This window comes from Virgibacillus sp. CM-4 (genome assembly GCF_000445495.1).
GTDB classification, from domain to species: Bacteria; Bacillota; Bacilli; order Bacillales; family Amphibacillaceae; genus Virgibacillus; species Virgibacillus salexigens.
The window spans coordinates 1-24,345 of sequence record NZ_AUQA01000004.1; the positions used below are offsets into that span (position 1 = coordinate 1).

Annotated in this window: 18 protein-coding genes, 14 tRNA genes and 1 rRNA gene; 29 read left to right on the top strand and 4 right to left on the bottom strand. The window is 34.3% G+C overall.

Features of this window, described 5'->3' with window-relative positions; translation table 11 throughout:
• The first annotated feature begins 143 nt into the window (after positions 1-143).
• The 15 genes from rrf (at position 144) to M948_RS32075 (ending at position 1,597) form a co-directional block, all read left to right on the top strand.
• Positions 144-259, top strand: a 5S ribosomal RNA gene (gene rrf / locus M948_RS32005).
• Positions 260-283: 24 nt separating this feature from the next.
• Positions 284-358 (top strand) — tRNA-Asn (locus tag M948_RS32010).
• A 3-nt stretch (positions 359-361) separates the two neighbouring features.
• A tRNA-Ser gene (locus tag M948_RS32015) sits at positions 362-453 on the top strand.
• A 15-nt stretch (positions 454-468) separates the two neighbouring features.
• Positions 469-543 (top strand) — tRNA-Glu (locus M948_RS32020).
• 7 nt (positions 544-550) lie between these two features.
• A tRNA-Val gene (locus tag M948_RS32025) sits at positions 551-626 on the top strand.
• Between the two features lie 22 nt (positions 627-648).
• Positions 649-725: transfer RNA gene (locus M948_RS32030), tRNA-Met, on the top strand.
• A gap of 63 nt (positions 726-788) precedes the next feature.
• A tRNA-Asp gene (locus tag M948_RS32035) sits at positions 789-865 on the top strand.
• A 30-nt stretch (positions 866-895) separates the two neighbouring features.
• Positions 896-971 (top strand) — tRNA-Phe (locus tag M948_RS32040).
• A 22-nt stretch (positions 972-993) separates the two neighbouring features.
• Positions 994-1,078 (top strand) — tRNA-Tyr (locus M948_RS32045).
• An 18-nt stretch (positions 1,079-1,096) separates the two neighbouring features.
• A tRNA-Trp gene (locus M948_RS32050) sits at positions 1,097-1,170 on the top strand.
• A 14-nt stretch (positions 1,171-1,184) separates the two neighbouring features.
• A tRNA-His gene (locus M948_RS32055) sits at positions 1,185-1,260 on the top strand.
• A gap of 11 nt (positions 1,261-1,271) precedes the next feature.
• Positions 1,272-1,346, top strand: a tRNA-Gln gene (locus M948_RS32060).
• Positions 1,347-1,350: 4 nt separating this feature from the next.
• Positions 1,351-1,425, top strand: a tRNA-Gly gene (locus tag M948_RS32065).
• Positions 1,426-1,430: 5 nt separating this feature from the next.
• Positions 1,431-1,504, top strand: a tRNA-Cys gene (locus tag M948_RS32070).
• An 11-nt stretch (positions 1,505-1,515) separates the two neighbouring features.
• Positions 1,516-1,597: transfer RNA gene (locus M948_RS32075), tRNA-Leu, on the top strand.
• Positions 1,598-1,744: 147 nt separating this feature from the next.
• Here the strand turns inward: M948_RS32075 and M948_RS32080 are convergent.
• Both M948_RS32080 and M948_RS32085 read right to left on the bottom strand, forming a co-directional pair.
• Positions 1,745-2,869 carry a tyrosine-type recombinase/integrase gene (locus M948_RS32080; RefSeq protein ID WP_021290552.1) on the bottom strand — a complete coding sequence of 375 codons (1,125 nt, stop codon included), beginning with the start codon at positions 2,867-2,869 and terminating at the stop codon, positions 1,745-1,747.
• 106 nt (positions 2,870-2,975) lie between these two features.
• Positions 2,976-3,344, bottom strand: coding sequence for a DUF771 domain-containing protein (locus M948_RS32085; protein ID WP_021290553.1), 369 nt, complete (start codon positions 3,342-3,344; stop codon positions 2,976-2,978).
• Positions 3,345-3,961: 617 nt separating this feature from the next.
• On the opposite strand from M948_RS32085, the gene M948_RS32090 reads away from it, so the two are divergent.
• Both M948_RS32090 and M948_RS32095 read left to right on the top strand, forming a co-directional pair.
• Positions 3,962-6,685, top strand: coding sequence for an ATP-dependent DNA helicase (locus tag M948_RS32090; protein WP_231378672.1), 2,724 nt, complete (start codon positions 3,962-3,964; stop codon positions 6,683-6,685).
• A gap of 452 nt (positions 6,686-7,137) precedes the next feature.
• On the top strand, positions 7,138-7,365 hold the full coding sequence (locus tag M948_RS32095; RefSeq protein WP_021290555.1) for a hypothetical protein: 228 nt from the start codon (positions 7,138-7,140) through the stop codon (positions 7,363-7,365).
• A 473-nt stretch (positions 7,366-7,838) separates the two neighbouring features.
• On the opposite strand, the gene M948_RS32100 is transcribed toward M948_RS32095, so the two are convergent.
• A complete protein-coding gene (locus M948_RS32100; protein ID WP_021290556.1) occupies positions 7,839-10,013 on the bottom strand; it encodes a Z1 domain-containing protein in 2,175 nt (724 codons plus the stop codon).
• 641 nt (positions 10,014-10,654) lie between these two features.
• Between M948_RS32100 and M948_RS32105 the strand changes: the two genes are divergently transcribed.
• The gene (locus tag M948_RS32105; protein ID WP_021290557.1) at positions 10,655-11,674 is read left to right on the top strand and encodes a hypothetical protein; all 1,020 of its coding nucleotides are present in this window, start codon (positions 10,655-10,657) and stop codon (positions 11,672-11,674) included.
• A gap of 98 nt (positions 11,675-11,772) precedes the next feature.
• Here the strand turns inward: M948_RS32105 and M948_RS32110 are convergent, their stop codons facing one another.
• Positions 11,773-12,276, bottom strand: a complete 504-nt coding sequence (locus M948_RS32110; RefSeq protein WP_021290558.1) for a hypothetical protein — start codon at positions 12,274-12,276, stop codon at positions 11,773-11,775.
• A gap of 167 nt (positions 12,277-12,443) precedes the next feature.
• Here M948_RS32110 and M948_RS32115 point away from each other — a divergent pair, with 167 nt between their 5' ends.
• The 11 genes from M948_RS32115 to M948_RS32155 all read left to right on the top strand — a co-directional run bounded on the left by M948_RS32115 (position 12,444) and on the right by M948_RS32155 (position 24,277).
• Positions 12,444-12,743, top strand: coding sequence for a helix-turn-helix domain-containing protein (locus tag M948_RS32115; RefSeq protein ID WP_021290559.1), 300 nt, complete (start codon positions 12,444-12,446; stop codon positions 12,741-12,743).
• A gap of 328 nt (positions 12,744-13,071) precedes the next feature.
• Complete coding sequence (locus M948_RS32120) at positions 13,072-13,665, top strand: restriction endonuclease subunit S (RefSeq protein WP_021290560.1); 594 nt, start codon at positions 13,072-13,074, stop codon at positions 13,663-13,665.
• Positions 13,658-15,187 carry a type I restriction-modification system subunit M gene (locus tag M948_RS32125; RefSeq protein ID WP_021290561.1) on the top strand — a complete coding sequence of 510 codons (1,530 nt, stop codon included), beginning with the start codon at positions 13,658-13,660 and terminating at the stop codon, positions 15,185-15,187. Before M948_RS32120 ends, M948_RS32125 begins: the two co-directional genes overlap by 8 nt.
• 9 nt (positions 15,188-15,196) lie before the next feature.
• Positions 15,197-16,465 (top strand): restriction endonuclease subunit S, encoded by a 1,269-nt coding sequence (locus tag M948_RS42545; RefSeq protein ID WP_021290562.1) that lies wholly within the window; start codon positions 15,197-15,199, stop codon positions 16,463-16,465.
• 42 nt (positions 16,466-16,507) lie between these two features.
• Positions 16,508-19,609, top strand: a complete 3,102-nt coding sequence (locus M948_RS32130; RefSeq protein ID WP_021290563.1) for a type I restriction endonuclease subunit R — start codon at positions 16,508-16,510, stop codon at positions 19,607-19,609.
• Between the two features lie 13 nt (positions 19,610-19,622).
• The gene (locus M948_RS32135; protein ID WP_021290564.1) at positions 19,623-20,348 is read left to right on the top strand and encodes a M48 family metallopeptidase; all 726 of its coding nucleotides are present in this window, start codon (positions 19,623-19,625) and stop codon (positions 20,346-20,348) included.
• Positions 20,349-20,604: 256 nt separating this feature from the next.
• Positions 20,605-20,988: a TIR domain-containing protein gene (locus M948_RS32140; protein WP_021290565.1), complete on the top strand. Its 384-nt coding sequence runs from the start codon at positions 20,605-20,607 to the stop codon at positions 20,986-20,988.
• Positions 20,989-21,004: 16 nt separating this feature from the next.
• Positions 21,005-21,973, top strand: coding sequence for a caspase family protein (locus tag M948_RS32145; protein ID WP_021290566.1), 969 nt, complete (start codon positions 21,005-21,007; stop codon positions 21,971-21,973).
• Positions 21,974-22,028: 55 nt separating this feature from the next.
• Entirely contained in the window at positions 22,029-22,628 is a 600-nt protein-coding gene (locus M948_RS32150; RefSeq protein ID WP_021290567.1) for a DUF6338 family protein, read from the top strand.
• Between the two features lie 16 nt (positions 22,629-22,644).
• A complete protein-coding gene (locus tag M948_RS43835; RefSeq protein WP_021290568.1) occupies positions 22,645-22,779 on the top strand; it encodes a hypothetical protein in 135 nt (44 codons plus the stop codon).
• A gap of 505 nt (positions 22,780-23,284) precedes the next feature.
• Complete coding sequence (locus tag M948_RS32155) at positions 23,285-24,277, top strand: tRNA dihydrouridine synthase (RefSeq protein ID WP_041203124.1); 993 nt, start codon at positions 23,285-23,287, stop codon at positions 24,275-24,277.
• Positions 24,278-24,345 lie beyond the last annotated feature (68 nt).

The following is a 24,345-nucleotide window of genomic DNA, read 5'->3' on the forward strand; positions in this document are numbered from 1 at the left end:
AAACGTCGTTGAATGATCTCTTATTTAGTTTTTAGGGTACAAATCCCTACATATTTTTTGAAATTGTACTTGATTTTTTCCAAGAAACAATTATAATAATGGTTGTCACTGTTTTTTCGACAATCACTTGGCAGATATCATTGTCTGGTAGCAATAGCGGAGAGGTCACACCTGTTCCCATGCCGAACACAGTAGTTAAGCTCTCCAGCGCCGATGGTAGTTGGGGCTTTGCCCCTGCAAGAGTAGGACGCCGCCAGGCAAGGAAAATCCTAATTGGAATTATTCCACAGTAGCTCAGTGGTAGAGCTATCGGCTGTTAACCGATCGGTCGTAGGTTCGAATCCTACCTGTGGAGCCAAATGGAGAGCTGTCCGAGTGGCCGAAGGAGCACGATTGGAAATCGTGTAGGCCGTTACCGCGGCCTCGAGGGTTCGAATCCCTCGCTCTCCGCCACTATTAACTTAGATTGGCCCGTTGGTCAAGTGGTTAAGACACCGCCCTTTCACGGCGGTAACACGGGTTCGAATCCCGTACGGGTCACCAACAATATGGAGGATTAGCTCAGCTGGGAGAGCACTTGCCTTACAAGCAAGGGGTCGCAGGTTCGAGCCCTGCATCCTCCACCATATAAGGTTAACTTAAACATATCGCGGGATGGAGCAGTCTGGTAGCTCGTTGGGCTCATAACCCAAAGGTCGCAGGTTCAAATCCTGCTCCCGCAACCAAATTCATTATAAATTAAATGAAGTAATACATAGATGATTAGTGATTTATATGTTATAATTAATGGTCCGGTAGTTCAGCTGGTTAGAATGCCTGCCTGTCACGCAGGAGGTCGCGGGTTCGAGTCCCGTCCGGACCGCCACTTGAAATTTTTAATAGATTTAAAACTAATGGCTCGGTAGCTCAGTCGGTAGAGCAACGGACTGAAAATCCGTGTGTCGGCGGTTCGATTCCGTCCCGAGCCACCATTTTTGTTTTCTCATTCAATTTGGAGGGGTAGCGAAGTGGCTAAACGCGGCGGACTGTAAATCCGCTCCCTCAGGGTTCGGGAGTTCGAATCTCTCCCCCTCCACCATTATTTTTCATAGTAAGTAGGGGTATAGTTTAATGGTAAAACGAAGGTCTCCAAAACCTTTGATGTGGGTTCGATTCCTACTACCCCTGCCATTTTCAATTAAATGGCGGCCGTGGCGAAGTGGTTAACGCACCGGATTGTGGCTCCGGCACGCGTGGGTTCGATCCCCACCGGTCGCCCCATTTTTGTAGATTGGGCTATAGCCAAGCGGTAAGGCATCGGGTTTTGATCCCGTGTACCCCAGGTTCGAATCCTGGTAGCCCAGCCATTATGCGGAAGTAGTTCAGTGGTAGAACACCACCTTGCCAAGGTGGGGGTCGCGGGTTCGAATCCCGTCTTCCGCTCCATATAGGGCGGTATAGCCAAGTGGTAAGGCAGAGGTCTGCAAAACCTTTATCACCGGTTCAAATCCGGTTACCGCCTCCAAAAACGAACTTGCCGGTGTGGCGGAATTGGCAGACGCGCACGACTCAAAATCGTGTTCCTTACGGAGTGTCGGTTCGACCCCGACCACCGGTATCTGTAAGTTAATATTAGTTACGATTAATAGTAATTGAAAGCTCGTAAACCTTTATATGAAAGGCTTTATGAGCTTTTTCTTATGTTTGAGTATTCGATTGAAAACGATTAGTTTTTAAAACATTTTACGCACATTTTACGCATAATTTATACAGCCATATTCTCAAATGTTTGTACTGTAATTTGCTCGTCTTTCAAACGTAATTCTTTTAGAACATGCGTGTACTCTTTTAACGTTGTTTCTATATCACTATGACCCAATCTTTCAGAGACATAGTGGATGGAAGTTTTTTTATAAAGAAGTACACTTGCATGTGTGTGTCGTAATCCATGAACTGTTATCGGTTCAATATTTAATTCTAATAGTATTTTTTTTAGCAACTTATTGGCATTGGTATTGCTGATGACTTTGTATTTTGAGCCCGCACTGTAGAACACTAATTCATGAATATTCGTTGGAGTGATGTTGAACAATTCTTTAAAATGATTCATGGTGAGCTTGCCCATCTTAATAGTTCTAATAGATTGATTATTTTTTGTCGGTCCAAAACCTGTAGGTGAATTTTTCTTATATCCCCAGGTTTTGCTAATGGTGATTGTGTTTTTTTCGAAGTTGAAGTCTTTTCTTGTAAGTCCAACTGCTTCAGCAAAGCGTAGTCCAGATGTCAGAATTAAAAGTATCAGCGAGTAGCCCAGCCCTTCGCCCGCTTTTCTCTGAATGCTCTGTAAAAGTTGTCTGCTTTCTTCATAGTTCAAATGTTTTTCTACTGACTTTTTCGCTGGTACAGTCCAAGTTGGTGTTGTTTTTCTTGTGAAATCAAATTGGATTAGTTGTTCTTCAATAGCATCTTTAACACAAGATTTTATGTGTCCATGTACTTTTGCGACTGTTTCTTTTGCTTTATTAGAACCGAACCAATTCAAGAACTTTTGATAATCATGTCTCTTAATATTTTGAATTGGGGTGTCTGAAAAATACTCTATTACCGCACTTAATGAGTATTCGTAATGTTTCATAGTAGTTGGGCTAACTATGGGAGATTTATAGAGCTCAATCCAGTCTTTAAAGTAGCTATCGAAAGGCTGTTTTTTAATTACTGGGTGCATACCTTTTGCTAATTGGGCTTCCATTTCAGCTGCTGCAACCTTTGCCTCTGTTTTTGTGTGAAATCCTCCCTTTCTTATAGGCTTTGATTCTCCATTTACAGTATTGCTAACTGTAAATTCATAACTTGTTCCTTTTTTGCCTACACGTTTTCTTATATATGCCATAGTTTGTTTCTCCTCATCTAGTTTTAGTCAGATAAGGGTGATCTGTAGTCTTAATGTAGTCATCCTTATCTTAAATGTAATTGTTAGTTTTGTATAGCTTATAAGTTTAAGCTACTTTATCTATTTTGGTGAAAATTTGTTGGAAGTTATCATCCAAAAATTCTGCCATTTTCGAGGCGTGGAATGACCATGTTTGCCCTTTTGTTTGCGGATAAAAAACGAAGCCACCTTGTTCTACATCGAGAATTTTTCTGAATTTAGAGGGATAGAGGATGTTTTCTTTAATCCATTCATGTTTACGATTAATCCGATTTTCCAAATCTTTCATTGTCCAATAAACGCCTTTTAATTGATGTTTTTTAAGTTCTTCTAATTCTATTTTGGAAATAATTACTGAATCTGAAGGAATGGGGATTGAGAGGTTCACGGAGAGGTGTTGCTGCAGAAATTTATCTTCTAGTTGAAAAGAATTCATGGAATGTATTCTCCCCTTTCAATAGAAATAGAGAAGAGATTGTCTTGCTTCTGGATTGATTATTGTTGTTTACCATTCTACTTCCTCCTGCTGGTTTTTTAAAATATGAGGGTAATTAAGTTAATTGTATTTGAGGGGAGATAAAGGGATGTATTACTTAATTATATTGATTATGTCACTACCTTTCATCAGTGAATTAGTTTATGACTCTATCATAATTAGAGTCACTTCATAAATCAAAATTTTTAGGTTCGAGCATTAAAATATTTTATGATATTAAAATATAAATTTAAAATTTGTTCGTAAAGTAGATTCTTTAACACCAATCTATTCATCTTTTCATTTTAACATTTGAAATAATGTGAAGACGCATTCATACGAAAGATAACATATGTTTCTGCCCTATTAGAGTTCGCTGAATAATAATTATAGGGTACATATTTTACTGAAAAATGGTATATTTGTCTTATATTATTTCACAGATTACCTCATATTTACCACAGACACTATAAAGTTATAAGAGAAAATGACATCATTGGTAGATATGTATTTTCTTGAACATACGACACACTAAAATAAAGCAATGGGTAGGATATTTAATAAATCTGTAATTGGAGGTGGATAGTTTGAATAGAATTGACATAGAGATTTTGAACATCGATAAAGTAATTTGCAGAAATATTGATAGGTTTGATTCTTCTGATAGGGGATTATTGTCACAAAATATTCTGTCTCAACTTAGGAATTTCGTGGAACATATTTCATTAAAAGCATATGCTAATGGACAAGATATTGAGAATAGTTACCCCAATATCGAAAAAGCAAATATTTATGTTAAATCCAGAGGTAATTTAAGATTTTTAAGTAAGTTTCACAGGCTTTTGCAAATTACTGCTTCTCATTATACACTTGACGAGGAAAATTCTGAAAGACTAATGTTGAAATACTTTGAGTATCTACTAAAAATGAAAAACTTTCTCAAGAGTACATATAATCTTGATATACTTGAAAACATAGACGAATTCCCAATCATTACTGATTCTAATCTGAATGAATATTATGAAAAGATCATCGCAAAAATAAATCAACCATCTTTAGCTGGAACTAGAAACACATATAATGATCGTTATTACATTCAAAAAATAAAGCCATTTTTTGTAGATTACGAAGTTTATTACGAAGTAACATTTACAATTGCCAATGACAAAGCAAGCAAGTTTGATAGGATTATTGCATTTACAAAATTGGATCTTTCACATAACTATGCTGTTAAACTATCTGTGAAAAATGAAATTATTAATATTTTGGATAAGAATATGCCCATTCTAATTATTGATAGTTGGGAAGTATCAATCCGTCCATGTGAACTTAATAATTTCGCTGATATATTTGGCAATCACCCAAAAATACAAAGTGGAAGTATTGAGTATCGTGAGTTAATGAGATACTTAACCGAAAGCGGGATGAATTTAGTTGAATTGATTGATCTTGCCGATGATTATTATAATAGTATCAAGACCCAAATAAATCAAAGAGCAAATACGTTATATTTTTTTGATATTATAGATAAGTGTCGTGAGTTTACCAAAAGCAATAGTTCAGGTAATCGAGTAATCAGGTACTTACTTTACAGATTAAATAATAAAATAATAAAGCAGCAATACATGTATAGAAGGTGTGAAAGATTATCGCAACTGCATTTGGATTATGGATGTATCCCTTTTGATAATATGCCATTTAATACTTCCTTAAAGAATCATAATCCTAAACTTTCAGATCTATTGGATTGTATAGATGTAACTAATCGAGAGCATGAGATCTTTGCAAGACTTATTAAAAATAATATAGAATTAAAAGGACAGTTATACACTTCGAAAAAAGATATTGAGGGTTTTGGAGATATTGATGGTCTTATGCAGACATATAACAATATGCTTTATTATAAGCATGGGCATCGAAGATTAGAGAATTATAAAAACAATATTTATATAAAAGGTTATGAAGTAAGCACTCTTAGTATTATTCAAAAACTCAAGGAATTAGCTTCAGCCGGCATTGATAACTATTTAAACTCTGTTGAGTATTGGTTGCAATATACTGCTTATAATGTTGATTGCGATGAAAAGGAACATGCCCTAAAGCAAATGTTTGAGAATTCCAAAGTGGCGTTAATTTACGGTGCTGCCGGGACTGGAAAATCCACGATGATAAATCATATCTCAAATTTTTTCAATGATAAAAAGAAGCTCTATTTAGCAAACACTAATCCAGCAGTGGATAATTTGAAAAGAAGAGTTAATGCAGATAATTGCACCTATAAAACTATAGCGAAATTCAATGCTAATAAAAATTGCGAAACAGAATTCGATGTGTTGATTATTGATGAATGTAGTACAGTCAGTAATATAGATATGCTAAGAGTCATAAATAAAGCATCTTTCAAACTATTAGTCTTAGTTGGGGACGTATATCAAATTGATTCGATAGTCTTTGGAAATTGGTTTAACGTTGTAGCGTCGTTTGTTCCTGAAACATCGATATATGAGTTAACAAACCCATATCGAACCAATAACCCTAACCTCCTAACTTTGTGGGATAAAGTTAGGAGTATGAATGAAGACATACTAGAACATATTACAAAAAACAATTATTCAATTAGCTTGGATGAATCTATATTTGAACATTTTGAGGAAGATGAAATTATACTATGTCTAAATTATGATGGACTCTATGGAATAAACAATATTAATAGATTTTTACAGAGTAGCAATCAAAATATTCCAGTGCGTTGGGGTGTTCAAACTTATAAGATAAATGATCCTGTTTTATTTAATGAATCAGAAAGATTTACACCTTTAATTTATAATAATTTAAAAGGAAAAATAGTTGGTATAGAGACGTTTAATGATAGAATACAATTCGATATTGAACTTGATAAGGTGATGAATCAGTTGGATGTAGAGGGATATGATCTTGAATTGATAGGTCATTCTGATCAAGGTAATTCCGTAATTCGCTTTTTTGTCAATAAGTATAGAAGCACAGATGAAGATGACGATTCATCCTCTGAAGCCGTAGTTCCATTCCAGGTTGCTTATGCTGTTTCAATTCATAAAGCACAGGGTCTTGAATATAATTCAGTTAAAATTGTTATTACAGATGAGAGTGAAGAAATGATTACTCACAATATATTTTATACAGCAATAACCCGTGCTAAAGGAAAGTTAAAAATATACTGGACACCAGAAACGGAGAATAAAATTTTAAATAACCTGGAAAGAAAAAATAGTAACAAGGATGTTGCTCTTTTAAGATCAAAGATTATTCAGCCAGTCTCCTAAGTTATTAGGGATAAAGGATTGAAGCTACCACACTTGGTGGCTTTTTGTTTAAACTAATGTGTAACTATTTAGAAGTAATTTAAAAATAACACTGATAGTAGCTTATGTCTTTTTTCTTTGTAATTTCATTCAATTTCAGAGAACGTTATTTTCGACTTCATACCACATTGATGTATTTGGTTTAAACTTTTGCAGGGAAATGCTACAGGAAATATGGCGGTATATTATTCTGCCCATAGTAATTTGACAATGAGTTTTTGGAGGTGATATACAATAAAGAAAGGACTGCGGCTTTTTGCTTGGTAAATTGGCCTACAATCACCACTTTTCCATGCGAAATTCTAGTATTACTGGATATTAAAGTGATTATATATTGGAATACAAAAATGGTAATATGGTTTCCGAATGAAATTTCATGTTCTAATTAAATCGAAAAATAATGGGGGATATCCGTGACAAAAAATAAAAATGAACCATCTAATGGGTTTAAGACAGAAAAAATAAATAACCCCAATAGAAAATTTGCTTGGATGGACAAATGGATAAAGATGACTGGAGATATGGCTAGAATTGATGCGAAAGCAAATGGAACATATATCATATATGAAAAAAATGGGGAATTAGTAAAAGAGTATCCAAATGGAGATATTTTCCCTCTTCATGAAAATAAAGAATCGTAAAGCTAATCCAACTTTTGTTCTGCTCGCAGCATACTACCAAAATTGTTGAGATAAAAGAAAGTCTTTCTCAAACTAAAAATGTTAAAAGTAAGAATGTCAAAGTTAAAATTTGGTTTAATTTGAACCGGTATAAATGATTTTTTCTATATGTCCATTTTTGCCATTATAAGCATGTACTCATTCACAAGTTTAAGACTTCGAAACATGTGAATGATATACAAGCCTTTTCATATATGACTATACAGATTACCAAGGACATGATTGCTAATTTAGGTTATCCTACCGTCACTCCATGATAAGTTGTAATGTACAATGGAATTAAATAATGGTCAGTACATGTTTCAAATCTATCACCTTGGGGCTTTTACAAGATTGACGAAATAGTGAACAAGTTGAAAAGTCCAATTAATTGCTAACCTGAAACAATTAGTAGTCTCGGAACGGAATCTTAATAAACCTAAAATCGGTTTTTTTCAATCTTGTGTTTCACTTGTATATATTACAGTTGGAGTCTTACTCGGTGTTACAAGAACTGGCCACCAAAATTCTGCACCATTCCAACCCTTCTTTAAACCTTGTTGTCGAGTGAGAATGAGTGCAGGATTTTCAATAGCAATTCTCTTCGCAACATTTAATTCATTATTTTTGCCAGTAGCTGTATCAGGTGCATCCTCATATTTACCAGTACTCTTTCTAAACCTAGCTATATTTCTGCCAGTACGGATTATTATCCATAGCTTTCCAGTATTATTATTAGGAATATTGTAAGCTAGATACTCCATACATGTGATAAATGTTTCCACGTCCCACTGCTCTCCTAGTTTTTTATCTTTGCTAAATGTTTTATGAATGTTTTCTACTATATTTTTTGCATCTTTAATATCTATGAGTACAGGCTCATTTCCATTAGTAACTCTATCTACAATATTATCGATCTCTTTTACTATTTTAGATATTGTTGATTGACTTTTAGTTTGGAATCCGATGGGTAATAACCGTTTAAAAGGTTTAAGAATAGTAACTTTTGGGATGATAATCTTATTTGGTGAACAGGGTACTATTTTGTTAGAAACATCTTTTTGTATGAATATAACACCGCTGTTACTTTTACCGTTCTTTATGGAATCACGTAAAGCATTGTCGAACTCATATATTTTGTTCATCACCTCATATATATCGTTAGTAGTATAGAAACGTGTTATAGCTAAGTCTTTTTTAGGACGATAGCCATACATTCGTGAATGTTGTAGTACCGTATCTTGTTGAAATTTCTTGGGATTACGACCATAGTAGAAACCTATTAAGTTTTTAATAGTAATACCACGGTCTAAAATTTGACCCCCAATAAAAATATTTAGTGGGACACGAAGTCTTAATTGACCATTATTATCTAAAAGCTCATTAATATCTTTTTCCGAGTTCACGGTAGAGATCATAATGTGATCTTTAAGAATTGATTGTGTTACCTCATTTCTAACTTCTTCGAATTTGGGTATATACGAATCTGTCTTGGAAAGTGAACTTATTAAATTTGCATATGATTTATCCAAAAGTGTTGTAAGTCTCGATTGGTTTTCCTTCGCAATATTAGTGAATTGTTTTTTTATTTCCAAGATAAGATCCTTTTGCCATTCATGTGCTAGCTTTTTTTGTTCTGTATGAATAATAAAGCTATATTTTTCTAATTGTGATTTTGCTTTTTTTGCTTGTAAACGACGAATTACTCCTCCTACTATAAAATTCATAATTGCATTTCTTAAAGTATCAACTCTATGATCTTCTAAAACATTCTCTATCTTAAATTGAGTTCTATCATGGCTTTTAAGTAATTCCAGTTCTTCTAATGGAATTTGTTCATACAGGTAATATGCGAGTGAACTTTTGTCCTGACTTTGATTAAAGTAATAGTCTCCTCCGATATAACCATCTGACAGAGGAACTATTTCAGTAAATGATGGTTTTAAAGGTTCAAACACAAAATCATTTATTTTAATATTATTAGGCTGCAAGTATAATGCGTAGGGTGTTGCAGTAACTTGCAAAAAATCACTTCTTTTAAGTTTTTGTCGAATATCATCTATTTTCTTTGCAATTACTCGCAGATCAACGACCTCTTTTTTTGACTTATCAAACCCAATAGAGGCAAAATCAGCTTCGTCATCTACAATTAAAACTTTTTTCGATGCTAGCGATGGATATTTTTGAAATATTGCATTTTCTAATCTGATTAGATTATTCTTTTCCTTCTTTACTACAAAAATAATCTTTTGATCTAATTCAAAGTTAGTTAAATTATCTGGTAAAGACATAATATCGAATATTTGTAGAGAGTCTTCATCATAAAAATCGCTAAATTCATTTATTAGTCGGGAATATGTTTGTTTTGCCAATGCTTTTGTACCTTTTGTTAATACGATTGCCATATCATAATTATTATCAAATGCTAAAGCAATAGATCCTATGAATGTTCTTGTTTTTCCACTCTGAATTTCACCTAAAAGCATTCCAGGGTGATTGGTACTTGTATTACTCCTTATTAACTTTTCAACTGTACTTTCAATGCAATCTCTGGTTTCCAAAGAATAGTTATTCTTTATGTTCAAGTGATTGTAAAACTCTTTATTTATATTTAATTTATTTATTGTCATATTATTAATCTCCTTTAGTTTGTTTATTATTTATTCGGTTGCAGATTTTATAATAAAGTATTTATTTGAAAAAAAATATATGAGAAAGGAGGAAACTCAGTATGTAATTGGTATTTTTTGACAATAGTCAATGGGATATAAATCAAAACAAATAAAGTGAAGATAAGGATTTTATAAAAATGGGTTCAGATGTTAATCACGAGTATTCTATTGGCAAATCGTCCTTTTCTATTCTAAATTATTTAAGATTTGTTGATTTTACAAATTTATAGATAGAAATGGAGGGAAGGAAGAAAACGTGCATGAAAAAACAATTGAATAGCTAATGAACCAAACCGTAGAGCATAAGAGCTTTTACGGTTTTTTCTATGTATTAACTGGATTTTTAAATTAGTAGGATTCAACAGAGTGGCGGAACATTATAATTATGAACACATTGTAAAGATATTGACCCACTTTTTTCATGCTGTAATGAATATTTTCATTACAACTATAGTAGCATGCAAGACTTCTACTACATTGACAAGGTTTAATGTGTTGGTAAGTCATATAAATTAGTTTGGGACGGGAAAAGTTAACCACTTTAAACACTTGATACTAAAGGGATTGTTTATTCCTCTCAACAAAAAGGAGATGGTCTCATGATTCACACATTCGAATTGTTGCTAACTATAAGCGATGAAGATTGCCAACATATCTTTTCTAAGTACGGTGTGAAATTATACAAATACCGTCACATCCGTGCAGCTGTTAAAGAGCTTAATAGAAAAATAAAGGAGATTTTCACCCATTATGCTATTGTACGAACTTGGGAGCGAGTTGATGGTGACTGGAACTTACAATTTAAAGTTGATGTTGTAAAGTTGTTAAATAGAGGAACAGTTACAGAGGAAGACTATGATTTGGTAGAGTTAGATATTCGTAAATTTCTAACCCGACATTTTGGGAACTCTGATTACTTTGATTCTCATATCCTCACAAGAATTGATTATAGACTGGACGTATATGTACCAGATAAAAGAGATCAGGAACTGTTATTCCATTTACTGAATAAGTACACAATGAGGTTTGCATACAAAGAGAAAATTAAATGGGGTAAGGATCAGAATGGAGATCCCCAAAAATATGAAACGTCCCAATATCACAAATGTAAGAGCACAGAGTTGATAATCTATAGTAAAGAGGACGAAAGGATAGCTAATGAGGAACAAATTCAATCATACGATGAAAATATAATCAGATATGAGTTGAGATTGAAAAACAGCCATTTAAACAGTATGAAAAGACAAGATAAAGGAGGGAAAGGGATGCCCAAGCAATTGAGAACCTACTTTTCATCCCAACTTTGGAAAGAATATATGGAAAAGCATGTAAGTCCCATCGTCCATACCGGAGACTATTATAAGATTAGCGAAGCGGAAAAAATAATTAAAAATAGTTCATTCTCAAAAAGAAAAAAGGAAAGCCTTCGAGAATTTCTTGTTATGATCTCGAAGGGAAGTATAGATACTCCAAAAAAACACATGTCTCTCCCCACCTATCGAAAATATCTTCATGACCTTGCTATTCTAGGGATAAACCCAATCCTCATACCCAAGAATCTCTCTACCAAAAAACACATAGTATTTCCAAGTGTTTTGAAAAATCCGTTTAAAATCTAATGTTTATGTGAATAGCATTAAAGGTTTCTAAAAAGTGTTGTTCCTAACACTATAGACACCTATTGGTTGTTATTCCAATAAAAAACAGGAGCTTTATACTACTCCTGTCCACTTTCTGGCTTATATCTTTTCATTGCATCAATTAATGCTTGAGCAATAACATCCTGAGTTTTTAGGTGAGGGAAATGATCTTCACAAAATGAGCTGAATTCCTCGTAAATGTCATTGTTCATCCTGATGCTTTTATTGACAAACTTAGTGTTCTTACTGTAAATGCGTTTATCAAGTAGCAAATTCCCTGATTCCTTAAAATATTGTACAACCTTTCTTAAAGTAATCATATTTTCTTTAATGAAGGTTGTTTCATCATCAACTTTTCTATTTGATGTTATTACTCTTTCTTCCTCGGAACGAACAAATGGATAGTATTGCTTGTCTGCTTGATGATACAGGTAGTCCCCTTCTCGCATGAGTTTGCTCAAGGTACTTGAAGGTATCCCAACTAATCTACTTATTTCCTTTAAATCATACTTTCGTAATAGTTTGTTGACTTCTTGTACTCTCTTTTCTGGTGCCAATGTAAAGATTGTATCTTTATCCATAAACACAACCCCTTTCTAAATGTAAAGTTAATATATGATAGACAATAGAAAGAAAAATATTCAATCTATTACGTAGATACTAATTATATCTTTCAGACTTTCGTCTAGTATAAATAGAGACTTAATAAAAGAGGAATCGGAAATCCCGATAACTAGGAGGAAGTAGAATGAGTATGGATGTAGGCGTGAAAATAGAACAACAGTTAAATGGGGGAATAGAAATGATTGTTAATGATTTTGGTAGAGGAATTAAAGCCTATCGAGATGTAAAGGGGATGACACTTGATAATCTTGCTGTTCGGATTGGGTGTAGTGCTTCGTTTATTTTTAGAGTTGAAAAAGGAAAAAGAGTGGTGCCGGTAAATAGACGAATTATGGTATTAAAAAAGGGGCTAGGGTGGAAACAAAGTCAGATTGAACTATATTTGACTGAAACAATTAAGAAGTATGAACAAAATAATGGATAAATGGAACGGGCTATTGCAGAGTTTAATCTGCGATAGCTTTTGTAAGTTTATGGTTAAATATATTAGTTTCATTTTATAAAGTACAACAATGTTAAATCAAACAACGATTAATGGTATTAGTTGTGTCCTAACTGACTTGTTCATCAAACATTCTTCGATTGATAGTGTTTTTATGGGTAATGACTATTAGATAAGCAGGATAAAGAATGAATAAGTATTTTCTATTAATACACACACAAAGCTAAGGTTTGACTATATAAAATATTAGTTATATACTAGATTTAACAAATGTTAAATTATTTATTTAACATTTTAAAGGAGGTACCTAATGCAACTTAACGAAGTGGCTGTTGTAAAGACAGGGTTAGTTTTAAGTAGAAAAAAAGCAGCTTTTGAACATGAAACAAAGGCTACATATAAGCTAATTACTCTTAGGAATATAACTGATGATGGAACTATTGATTTAACATCTCTTGAGGAGTTTAAAAGCAATGATGTGTTGGATAATCATTACTTTACACAAGAAGGCGATGTTCTGATACGTCTAAGCCATCCAAATTCAGCGGTATTTATAGATAAAGAAGCTAGTGGGTTGTTAATCCCGTCCTACTTTGCAATTATTAAGGTGAATGAAAGAAAAATATTACCTGAGTTCTTAGCTTGGTATCTAAATTCAAAAGAGATTAAAAAGGAATTTGAACGGTTTCAATCAGGTAGTCGAATTCCAAGTACCAATCAAAATGTCATTAAAACTCTCCCCGTAACAGTGACGACTATTGATAAACAAAAGGTACTAATAGAAATATATAGGCTTCATTTAAAAGAAAAAGAGCTTTACAGATCATTAATAGAAGAAAAAGAGAAGTGGTTTATAGGACTATCGAAACAAATATTACATAAATCGGAGGATAACCATGGTTGAAAAAGTAACACAACAACAAATTAATTCAGTATTATGGCAAGCAGCAGACACGTTTAGAGGGAAAATTGATTCAAGTACGTATAAGGACTATATCTTAACGACGCTATTTATGAAGTATTTAAGTGATTCCTATAAAGAGCACTTAGAAGAATATACAAAACGATACGATGGTAATGAACAACGTATTCAACGTGCATTATCGAGAGAACGATTTGTGTTGGATGAGTATTCAACATTTGATTACTTGTATAGTAAGCGTAATGATCCTGAAATTGGAGAAATCATTAATAAAGCATTAGAAAGAATTGAAAATGAAAATACAGGAAAACTCCGTGGAGTATTCCGTAACATTGATTTTAATAGTGAATCTATACTTGGTAAAGCAAAAGAGCGGAATGCTATGTTACGTTCATTGTTAGAAGATTTTAATCAGCTATCACTTAGACCATCACAATTAGGTAATGAAGATATTGTAGGAAATGCCTATCAGTATATGATTGGGCTATTTGCTTCAGATGCAGGTAAAAAGGGCGGAGAATTCTATACGCCTTCAGAGGTGTCTGAGGTATTAGCACAGTTAGTTAAACCAGAAGAAAATGATCGTATTTATGACCCTACTTGTGGATCAGGTTCTTTGTTAATTAAAGTTGCTAAACAAGTTCCAAATGGCAAAGTTGCAATTTATGGTCAGGAACGTAATGGTGCAACACATTCATTAGCTTTAATGAATATGTACTTACATGGTATTGATGATGCGAAGATTGAATGGGGAGACACATTAGCGAATCCATTGCATTTAGAAGATGGAAAACTTATGAAGTTCCAAGCGATCGTTGCTAATCCTCCTTTTTCACTGGATAAATGGGCAATGGGTTTTGCAGGAGAAGGTACAAATGATAAAAAGTTTAAGATGGATGCTAGTTTGGATCCACACAGAAGATTTGAATGGGGGGTACCTCCAAGTTCAAAAGGTGATTATGCTTTTGTGCAACATATGCTTTATTCATTAGCAGAAAAAGGGCGTATGGCGACTATTCTTCCACATGGAGTGTTGTTCCGTGGGTCAAGTGAAGGCAAAATTCGTCAGCAAATTATAGATATGAATCTTTTGGACGCAGTGATAGGATTACCGGAAGGTTTATTCTTTGGAACAGGCATTCCAGCATGTATTATGGTATTCAAAAAAGACCGTAAACGTAATGATGTATTATTCATTGATGCTTCTAGTGAAGGTAATTATGAAAAGGGAAAAAATCAGAATAAGTTGAGAGATAAAGATATTGAAAAGATTGTTGATACTTATGAGAAATGGGAAACAATTGATAAATACTCATGCGTTTCTACTATAGATGAGATTAAAGAAAACGACTATAACTTAAACATTCCACGTTATGTTGATACATTTGAAGAAGAAGAACCAGTTGATATGAATGTAGTAAAAGAAAATATTACAAATATCAAACAAGAGCTACAAGAAGTAGAAGAACAGATGGAAAAGTATTTGAAAGAGCTTGGATTGTAGGTGATTTAGTTGATTCAACAAGAGTCTATGGAAATTATTAATACAGAAGTGCATATTGGTTATATGAAAACTAAAAATGGCATATTTCCTGATGATTGGAAAGTTAGAAAAATAAAAGATATTTTAAAAAGGGTTAGAAAACCAGTTGATGTTCAGCCAAACCAAGGATATAAGCAAATCGGGATACGTTCTCATGGTAAAGGGATATTTTATAAGGAAACAGTTAGTGGTGAAGAGTTAGGAAATAAAGCTGTATTCTGGATTGAACCTGATTGTTTTATAGTTAATATTGTGTTTGCCTGGGAGATGGCTGTCGCAAAAACAACTAAGAAAGAGTTAGGGTATATTGCATCTCATAGATTTCCAATGTATAAGCCAAAGAAAGATATGTTGGATTTGGATTATATCACTTACCTTTTTATGTCTCCAAGGGGGAAATATTTATTAAATTTGGCATCCCCTGGTGGAGCAGGACGTAATAAAACATTAGGGCAAAAAGAATTTGGTGAACTAGAAGTTGTAATACCTCAAAATGTTAAAGAACAGAATAAAATATCTGAAATCTTATTAACATGGGACAAGGCTATTGGGCTAAAGAAACAGATGATTAAGCAGAAAAAAGAGCAAAAAAAAGGGATTATGCAGAATTTGCTGACAGGAGAAGTAAGATTACCAGGTTTTGATGGTAAATGGGAAGAAAATAAGATAAAAGATATAGCAGACATTTATCTTGGACTAACCTATACTCCAGAATATGTAAAGGAGGGAGTACCATTTTTATCTGTGAAAGATTTGTCCAATAATAACCTGAATTTTGAAAATACCAAATATATAAGCAGAAGTGAGTTTGAAAAATCAACCAGTAATGCAAAGCCTAAAAAGGGCGATGTTTTGTTTGGTAGAGTGGGAACGATAGGGAATCCGGTAATCTTGAATGAAGATACTGAGTTTTCTATATTTGTGAGCTTAGGGTTTCTGAGAATTAGGAGTGAGAATATTTTAAATTATTTTGTAAAGTATTGGATGGAATCTGCTCTATTTACAAGACAAGTAGATGTGAAAATTGCCGGTTCGTCACAGAAAAATCTAAATACTGGTTGGTTAAAGGAATTTCATATAAGAATACCTAAAATTGAAGAACAAAAATCAATTGTAAAAATACTATTTGAAATTGATAAAGAAATCAACCTGCTTGAAAAGGAGCAACAACTTTTAATACAACAAAGAAAAGGCCTAATGCAATTACTTTTAACAGGAAAAGTTCGAGTGAAGGTTTGACTCGTTTAATCGTTTTCTTAGTGTTGAAATGGAGGTGTGTAAATGGAGAGGGAGAAAAGTTATGTTGAACGGTATATTAGTCAGGATCCTGCAATTAAAGTGTTGCAAAAGTTAGACTATAAATATCTTTTACCGGAAGAAACAGCACGGATGCGGGGGAATTTCCACGATGTTTTGTTAAGAACGGTTGTGGAGGAAAAACTCAAAGAACTGAATTCCTATGAATACAGAGGGGGAGTTCATAAGTTCAGTGATAACAATATCCAACAGGCGATTCGTGATTTGGATGAGCCATTAACCAGTGGATTGGTTAAAACAAACGAAACTATTTATGAAACCATTATGAACGGGCGGAGCTATACAGAGTTTTTGCCAGATGGTTCAAAGAAGTCGTTTACCATTCAGTATATTGACTGGAGAAACATCGAAAATAATGTTTTTCATGTGGTAGAAGAATTTGAAGTGGAGCGGATGGATGGACGTGGAACGGTAAGACCGGACATCGTTCTGTTTGTAAATGGGATTCCATTTGCGGTAATTGAGTGTAAAAAGGCATCAATTTCTATGAAACAAGGAATTAGTCAGATGATTCGCAATCAAGGGAAAGATTATGCTCCACAATTGTTTAAGTTTGTACAATTGGTCATGGCTACGAATAAGAATGAGACGCAGTATGCTACCTGTAATACACCGAAGAAGTTTTGGTCTGTATGGAAAGAAGAAAAAGAGGACTGGTTGAAACCATGGCTAGATAAAGCAGTTGAAGGAAGAATACCAACCTTACAAGATAAAAATATCATTTCCTTGTTTCACCCGGAGCGATTATTGGAGATAAGTAAATACTTTACCTTGTTTGATAAAGATGTGAAAAAAGTTTCTCGTTATCAACAATACTTTGCGATTAAGGAAATAATTAAAACGATTGAACAGCGTGATGAAAATGGCAATCGACAGTCAGGTGTTATTTGGCATACACAAGGTTCTGGTAAGTCTCTTACGATGGTAATGTTAGCAAGATATATCCTATCTGAATTAGTTGAATTTAACCCGAAAGTAGCCATTGTTACAGACCGAGTGGAATTGGATAAACAGATTCATAAGACATTTCGTCATTCAAGGTTGAAAGCTAGTAGAGCAACTACTGGGAGTCATTTAGTAGATTTAATTAATGACAACAATGCTGATATTGTTACATCATTGGTTCATAAGTTTGATACAGCATCAAAATATAAAACAGTTGAATCCAGGGATATTTTTGTATTGGTTGATGAATCGCATAGAACTCAATATGGTGAATTAAACATCAAAATGAAAAAGGTATTTACTAATGCTTGTTATTTGGGCTTTACAGGGACACCTCTGATGAAAAAAGAAAAGAATACAATGATAAAGTTTGGAAAACTCATTCACACCTATACGATTGCTGATGGTGTACGAGATAAAGCCATTGTACCCTTACTGTACGAAGGGAAAATGGTGGATCAAACAGTTAATCAAAAGGCAATTGATAATAGATTAGAGATGATTACGAGAAACCTTAATGATGACCAGAAACAGGACGTAATGAAAAAATGGAGTCTATTTGAAAGAATTGCATCATCTAGTCAACGCATAAGTATGATTGCTTTTGACATAAATGAACATTTCTTGAAAAACTATAAAACACAAGATAGTTACTTCAAGGCTATGTTAGCAACAAACAGTAAGATTGAAGCAATTCGTTATCTTGAATCTTTTGAAGAACTTGGTGATTTGAATTGTGCCGTTGTAATTTCACCACCGGATCAACGAGAAGGACATGAGGCAGTTGATATAGAATCGAAAGATAAGGTACAACGTTTCTGGAAGCAGATGATGGAACGTTATGGAACACCTGACGAATATGAAGATGCAATCAAAGATGGCTTTATAAATGGTGATGAAATAGACTTGTTAATCGTTGTCGATAAGCTGCTTACTGGTTTTGATGCACCTAGAGCAACAGTGCTTTATGTTGATAAACCTATGAAAGAACATACACTTCTTCAAGCAATAGCAAGGGTAAATCGTCTATATGAAGGCAAAGACTATGGTCTTATTATTGATTATAGAGGTCTTTTAGATAAACTTGACCAAGCCATGCAGATGTATTCAGGAGCTGGCTTAGAGAACTTTGATCCAAAAGATTTAGATGGTGCAATCTATGATGTTATTAGTATTATTGGCTCATTAAGACAGTATCATTCTGACCTATTACAAATATTCACTCCTATAAAGAATAAGCAAGATACGGAAGAATATGAGGTTTGGTTAGAAGATAAAGAGCGTAGAGATGTATTTTATGATGTATTAAGCAAATTCGGTAAACATCTAGGCTTTGCTTTAGAATCAGAAAAGATATACAATGCCTTGTCACCAGATGAACTTCAAAGATATAAGAAGGACTTGAAGTTTTTTCAGGAATTAAGGAAGAGTGTGAAACTAAGGTATTCGGATACTATTGATCATAAAGAATATGAGTCAAAAATGCAGAAACTAATGGATAACTATATTTCGGCAGAAGAAGTCATCCGTATCACGAACCCTGTTGATATTTTAAATGAAAAAGCATTTGAGGAAGAATTAGAGCGTTTAGATACAAAAAGAGCAAAGGCTGATGCTATTCGTACACGTTTAACAAAGAGTGTCCATGCAAAATGGGATGAAAATCCTGCTTACTATAAAAAGTTCTCTGAACGCATTCGGGAAGCTATTCAAGAGTATAAAGAGAAGCGGATTTCTGAAGCTGAGTACCTAAACAAAATGAAGGATATTATGAAGGACTACCGTAGTGGCGAATCGAATGAAGGATATCCAGAGATTATTAGAGAAAACCGAAATGCACAAGCCTTTTATGGTGTAACAAAGGATATCATGAATAGCGAAGTTAAAGAGCCAGAGGCATCTTATGAAGTGCTTGGTGATTTAGCACTTCGAATGGATAAGATTATTCAAGATTATGCAAAGGTAGATTGGCACGATAATATGGAAATCCATAATCGTATTGCTCAAGAGTTAGATGATTTACTTTATGATTTTTCAACAGAAAAAAATGTGGAACTCGATTTTGACACCATTGATAAGATTATAGAACAGATTAAAACTGTTGCCCTAAGACGTTATTGAGGTTGTGAACAACATGGAAAAACATAGCATACAGAACGGAAATCAAACAATTGAATTTAGCGTTGAAAGAAAAAATGTGAAGAATGTTAATCTTAACATTAAACCAGATATGACAGTAGAGGTTACTGCTCATGAACAAGTTCCGTTGAAATTTATTTATGACTTTGTAAAAGGAAAAAGCAGATGGATTGAGAAGCATGTGAAACAGTTTGAGACTGTGCAACCTTTCAAACAAAGCGAGAGAGAATATGTTAGCGGAGAGGCTTTTAGGTATTTGGGTAAACAATACCGTCTTCGTGTTCAAAAAGTTGATAATAAGGAATTAGTTAAGTACTTTCGTGGTTTCATTTATCTTTACGCTAAGGATCCTGACAATTACAAGCGTAAAGCAAAACTAATGGAAGAGTGGTATCGTGAGAAAGCATTTAGAACGTTCCAGAACTCATTGGATAAGCACTATCCATTATTACAGAAATATGGTGTTGAAAAACCATCCATTGATTTAAGGACAATGAAGGCTCGATGGGGATCAGCATTGCTAGACACAAATACAATTCTTTTAAACTCTGAGCTAATAAAGGCTCCTAGACATTGTATAGATTATGTTGTTTTACATGAGTTAATTCACTTTAAGTACAATGACCATAGCGAAAGTTTTTACAAGATGTTGTATTCACTTATGCCAGATTGGGAGAAGAGAAAAGCGTTACTGGATGAAGAAGTTGTGAGGGATTTATAAACTAATAGCCAGTTATATGTAAGATAAGGTAAGTACCGGAATTGTCCGGTACTTATTTATTTTGTTGAGAAAAACTGCTTGTAATCACTTCCAAAATGTTATATACTTCATTTAACAAGGAGTTAACAGTTAACGTTTACTACATGAAGTGAGTTACTAGGGAGTCAATAAAATTGGATTTTACAGTAAAAGTAATTTTTGAAGGATTGGATTGCCTTAGTGTAAATGATTTTAAAAAAGAGAGGGATGGTTTTTAATGTCAAAGAAAAGAGTATTTATTAGTTTTGCTATGGAAGATAAGGGGTTAAGAGATTTTTTGGTAGGACAAGCAAGAAATGCTAATTCCCCATTTGAGTTTGTTGATATGTCAGTAAAGAAGCCATGGGATTCAGCATGGAAAACAAATTGTAGAACTAGAATCAAGGGTTGTGATGGTGTATTAGCAATAGTTACCAAGAATTCCAAAAAAGCTGATGGTCAGTTATGGGAAGTGAAATGTGCAAGGGAAGAAGGAATACCTATTCGAGGGGTGTGGGGATATAAAGATAATAAACCTACCAGTCTACCAAAAGAATTTGAAGGTGTAAGAATTGTAAATTGGACGTGGGATAACATTGCAAACTGGATTAAATCCTTATAGAAATGGAGGTAAATAGATGAGAAAAGCCTTGGTGGTGGGAATCAACGAATATCCAACTTCTCCTCTTCACGGTTGTATAAATGATGCAACAGCTTTTAAACAAATAATCGAAAGTAACGGCGATGGTTCTCCCAATTTTGATGTGAAAATAGAACTTAATGTACAAACAAAATCAGAATTAATGGAGCTATTGATTGATTTATTTGAAGGTGACAGTGATACCGTGTTGCTTTACTTTTCGGGTCATGGTTATTTGAATGACTTGGGAGGGTATATTGTAACGCCAGATTTCAAACCATATGATTTTGGAGTCTCCATGGACGATATTTTGAAATTAGCAAACGATTCTAATGCTAGGGACAAAATTATAATCCTTGATTGTTGTCATTCCGGAGCATTAGGAACTCCTAAAGGAAATGGAGGATTGACTGCTCAAATTGGTGAAGGTGTTTCAATTCTGACTGCAAGCAGAGATTTCCAAGTTTCCCTAGAAGAAAACGGGCAGGGTGTTTTTACCAACTTACTGCTAGATGCTTTACGAGGTGGTGCAGCTGATTTAAGAGGACACATCACTCCTGGGAGTGTTTATGCTTATATTGACCAAGCATTGGGTTCATGGGACCAAAGACCAGTTTTTAAGACTAATATAACAAAGTTTACTTCTTTACGAGAGGTTAATCCACAAATACCAATAACAACAGTAAGAAACTTGGTCAACTATTTTCCGAGTCCTGAGGAAAACTTTCAACTAGACCCTTCATTTGAAGATACTAATTCACCTAATATAGAGCATAAAGTAGTTGAACCCTATGCTTCTACAAAGAATGTGACAACTTTTAAGGAGTTACAAAAACTAGAAAGTGTGGGATTAGTCGTACCAGTGGATGAAGACCATATGTACTTTGCGGCAATGAACTCCAAAGCGTGCAAACTTACGGCTTTGGGATACCACTATTGGAGACTTGTGAAAGAAAGACGAATCTAACACATGAGTTGAAGTGAAATTGGTATTTGACGTAATACGAAGGGGGATATTTTATTTGACAATCGATAATCTTGATGTCCTTTTTTACACTTTAATCTTTGTGGTTCCAGGATTCATAATTGATTCTATCTACAGAACGTGTGTACCACAGCAAGATGCCAAAAGTGAAAGTGTTTTACTAAGATTTTTGCTTTTTAGTTCATTAAATTATTCTATAGTTTTACCTTTACTATTTTGGATATCTGGAATTCCGTACTTCAAGTCCAACGAAAATGTAAAATTGTACGTTAGTTTATTGATTATTTTCATCGTCTCAGTACTTTTAGCATTAATTATTTCAGCTTTAACTAATAAGGGATGGATTCGAACCATTTTGCAAAAGATGGGAATCCATACTACACATGTAACGCCAACTGCTTGGGACTACCAATTTAAGGGGGAAGATCCGAGGTATATAACTGTTTATTTAGAAGATGGTGGAATAGTGCACGGCTATTGGGGATCTAAATCTTTTGCTTCCTCTATTAGGGATAATAAAGACCTTTACTTAGAGAAAATATTTAATGTAAATGATAAAAAAGAATGGATTGAGATTAAGGAAAATAAAGGAGTTTGGATTCCGGAAAAGTCAATAAAATACTTCGAATTTCATTGAAAGGATGAGTAATATAATGAAAGATATATCAAAGCAAAACTATGGCTACCAGCCGAATAAGGTGAAAAAAGGATTTCAACCAAATAAAATGAAAGCTACACCACCCCCACCAAAGACTACACCGAATATAAAGCCCCAAAAGGGAGAATGATATGTAATAAGAAAGGAGCACAGTATTTAACTGTGCTCTCTTCTTTTAATGATTCTACGCAAATTCTACGCATGCTTACTCCAAATCCTTATTAAATCAATACTTTGACTGCATATTCGACCCCGACCACCGGTATCGATAAAAGCAGGAAATATGCCTTTAAGGCCAAGTGTTCTCACAGTTAGTGAGAGCTCTTTTTTTGTATCCATTTCGCACGAGCCAGGTTGAAAAAACGAGTATTCTTTTAATGAACTATGAGACGTTTTTTTGAGGATGTACGAGTGCGGGATTTTCAGGTAACATACAAACGTTAATAAAATATTAGATGAACTACGTATCGTTTCTCCCTTAGGTGCGAATTTTCTGAAGGGTTTAAATTAGGCAATCCGTTTGATAAAAAGGGCTTAAGCATGATATAAGTGTAAAGGAAGCAAGGATACTTTGTTAGTTGATTTTGGGATTAGTTTTGGTCAATATCCCATAATGAGAGGATTGGAATTTGATTATGAAAGATAATTTTTGGCGTGATTTACCACGACCGTTTTTTATATTGGCACCAATGGAAGATGTGACAGATGTTGTTTTTCGCCATGTCGTTAGTGAAGCGGCCAGACCTGATGTGTTTTTTACAGAGTTTACAAACTCAGAAAGCTATTGTCATCCAGAAGGGCGACAAAGTGTGCGCGGGCGCTTGACCTTTACAGAGGATGAGCAGCCAATAGTTGCCCATATTTGGGGGGATAAGCCTGAGTACTTTAGAAAAATGAGTATTGGTATGGCTGAGCAAGGATTTAAAGGTCTGGATATTAATATGGGATGTCCTGTAGCTAATGTCGCAGGGAATGGGAAAGGCTCTGGTCTTATCCGTCGTCCAGAAGTTGCAGCAGAGCTAATACAAGCTGCAAAAGCAGGAGGACTACCTGTTAGTGTAAAGACAAGACTCGGTTATACGTATATTGATGAATGGTTTGAATGGCTAAGACATGTATTGGAACAAGATATTGTTAATCTCTCGATACATCTTCGTACAAGAAAAGAAATGAGTAAAGTAGATGCTCACTGGGAGCTAATTCCGGAGATAAAAAAGCTTCGTGATGAGGTCGCTCCAAATACATTATTGACCATCAACGGTGATATTCCTGACCGGCAAACCGGCATGGAGCTTGTGGAACAATATGGTGTAGATGGAGTAATGATCGGACGGGGAATTTTTAAAAATCCATTTGCTTTTGAAAAGCAGCCGAAGCAGCATAGTAGTAAAGAACTGCTTGATATCTTAAGGCTGCACTTGAATCTTTTCGATAAATATTCAAAAATAGAACCACGTTCGTTCAAGCCCCTTCGCCGCTTTTTTAAGATCTATGTTCGTGGCTTTAAAGGGGCAAGTGAATTAAGAAGTCAAATGATGGAAACATTGTCAACGGATGAAGTACGTGCATTGCTTGATCACTTTGAGTTAAAAAATAGCGATTTAGTCGGAGGAGGAGAAGAATTCTAAGTAAGGTAAATCTTACACGGATATCCCCCAAACATACTAAGATTAGTAGTACAAAACCAAGGCCATGG

What these genes read in the sequence shown, in the direction of transcription:
- M948_RS32155 (WP_041203124.1), top strand. Translation starts at nt 23,285, where the DNA reads ATGAAAGATAATTTTTGGCGTGATTTACCACGACCGTTTTTTATATTG.
- M948_RS32080 (WP_021290552.1), bottom strand. Translation starts at nt 2,869, where the DNA reads ATGGCATATATAAGAAAACGTGTAGGCAAAAAAGGAACAAGTTATGAA.
- M948_RS32100 (WP_021290556.1), bottom strand. Translation starts at nt 10,013, where the DNA reads ATGACAATAAATAAATTAAATATAAATAAAGAGTTTTACAATCACTTG.
- M948_RS32115 (WP_021290559.1), top strand. Translation starts at nt 12,444, where the DNA reads ATGAGTATGGATGTAGGCGTGAAAATAGAACAACAGTTAAATGGGGGA.
- M948_RS43835 (WP_021290568.1), top strand. Translation starts at nt 22,645, where the DNA reads ATGAAAGATATATCAAAGCAAAACTATGGCTACCAGCCGAATAAGGTG.
- M948_RS32125 (WP_021290561.1), top strand. Translation starts at nt 13,658, where the DNA reads ATGGTTGAAAAAGTAACACAACAACAAATTAATTCAGTATTATGGCAA.
- M948_RS32135 (WP_021290564.1), top strand. Translation starts at nt 19,623, where the DNA reads ATGGAAAAACATAGCATACAGAACGGAAATCAAACAATTGAATTTAGC.
- M948_RS32130 (WP_021290563.1), top strand. Translation starts at nt 16,508, where the DNA reads ATGGAGAGGGAGAAAAGTTATGTTGAACGGTATATTAGTCAGGATCCT.
- M948_RS32145 (WP_021290566.1), top strand. Translation starts at nt 21,005, where the DNA reads ATGAGAAAAGCCTTGGTGGTGGGAATCAACGAATATCCAACTTCTCCT.
- M948_RS32105 (WP_021290557.1), top strand. Translation starts at nt 10,655, where the DNA reads ATGATTCACACATTCGAATTGTTGCTAACTATAAGCGATGAAGATTGC.
- M948_RS32120 (WP_021290560.1), top strand. Translation starts at nt 13,072, where the DNA reads ATGCAACTTAACGAAGTGGCTGTTGTAAAGACAGGGTTAGTTTTAAGT.
- M948_RS32085 (WP_021290553.1), bottom strand. Translation starts at nt 3,344, where the DNA reads ATGAATTCTTTTCAACTAGAAGATAAATTTCTGCAGCAACACCTCTCC.
- M948_RS32140 (WP_021290565.1), top strand. Translation starts at nt 20,605, where the DNA reads ATGTCAAAGAAAAGAGTATTTATTAGTTTTGCTATGGAAGATAAGGGG.
- M948_RS32110 (WP_021290558.1), bottom strand. Translation starts at nt 12,276, where the DNA reads ATGGATAAAGATACAATCTTTACATTGGCACCAGAAAAGAGAGTACAA.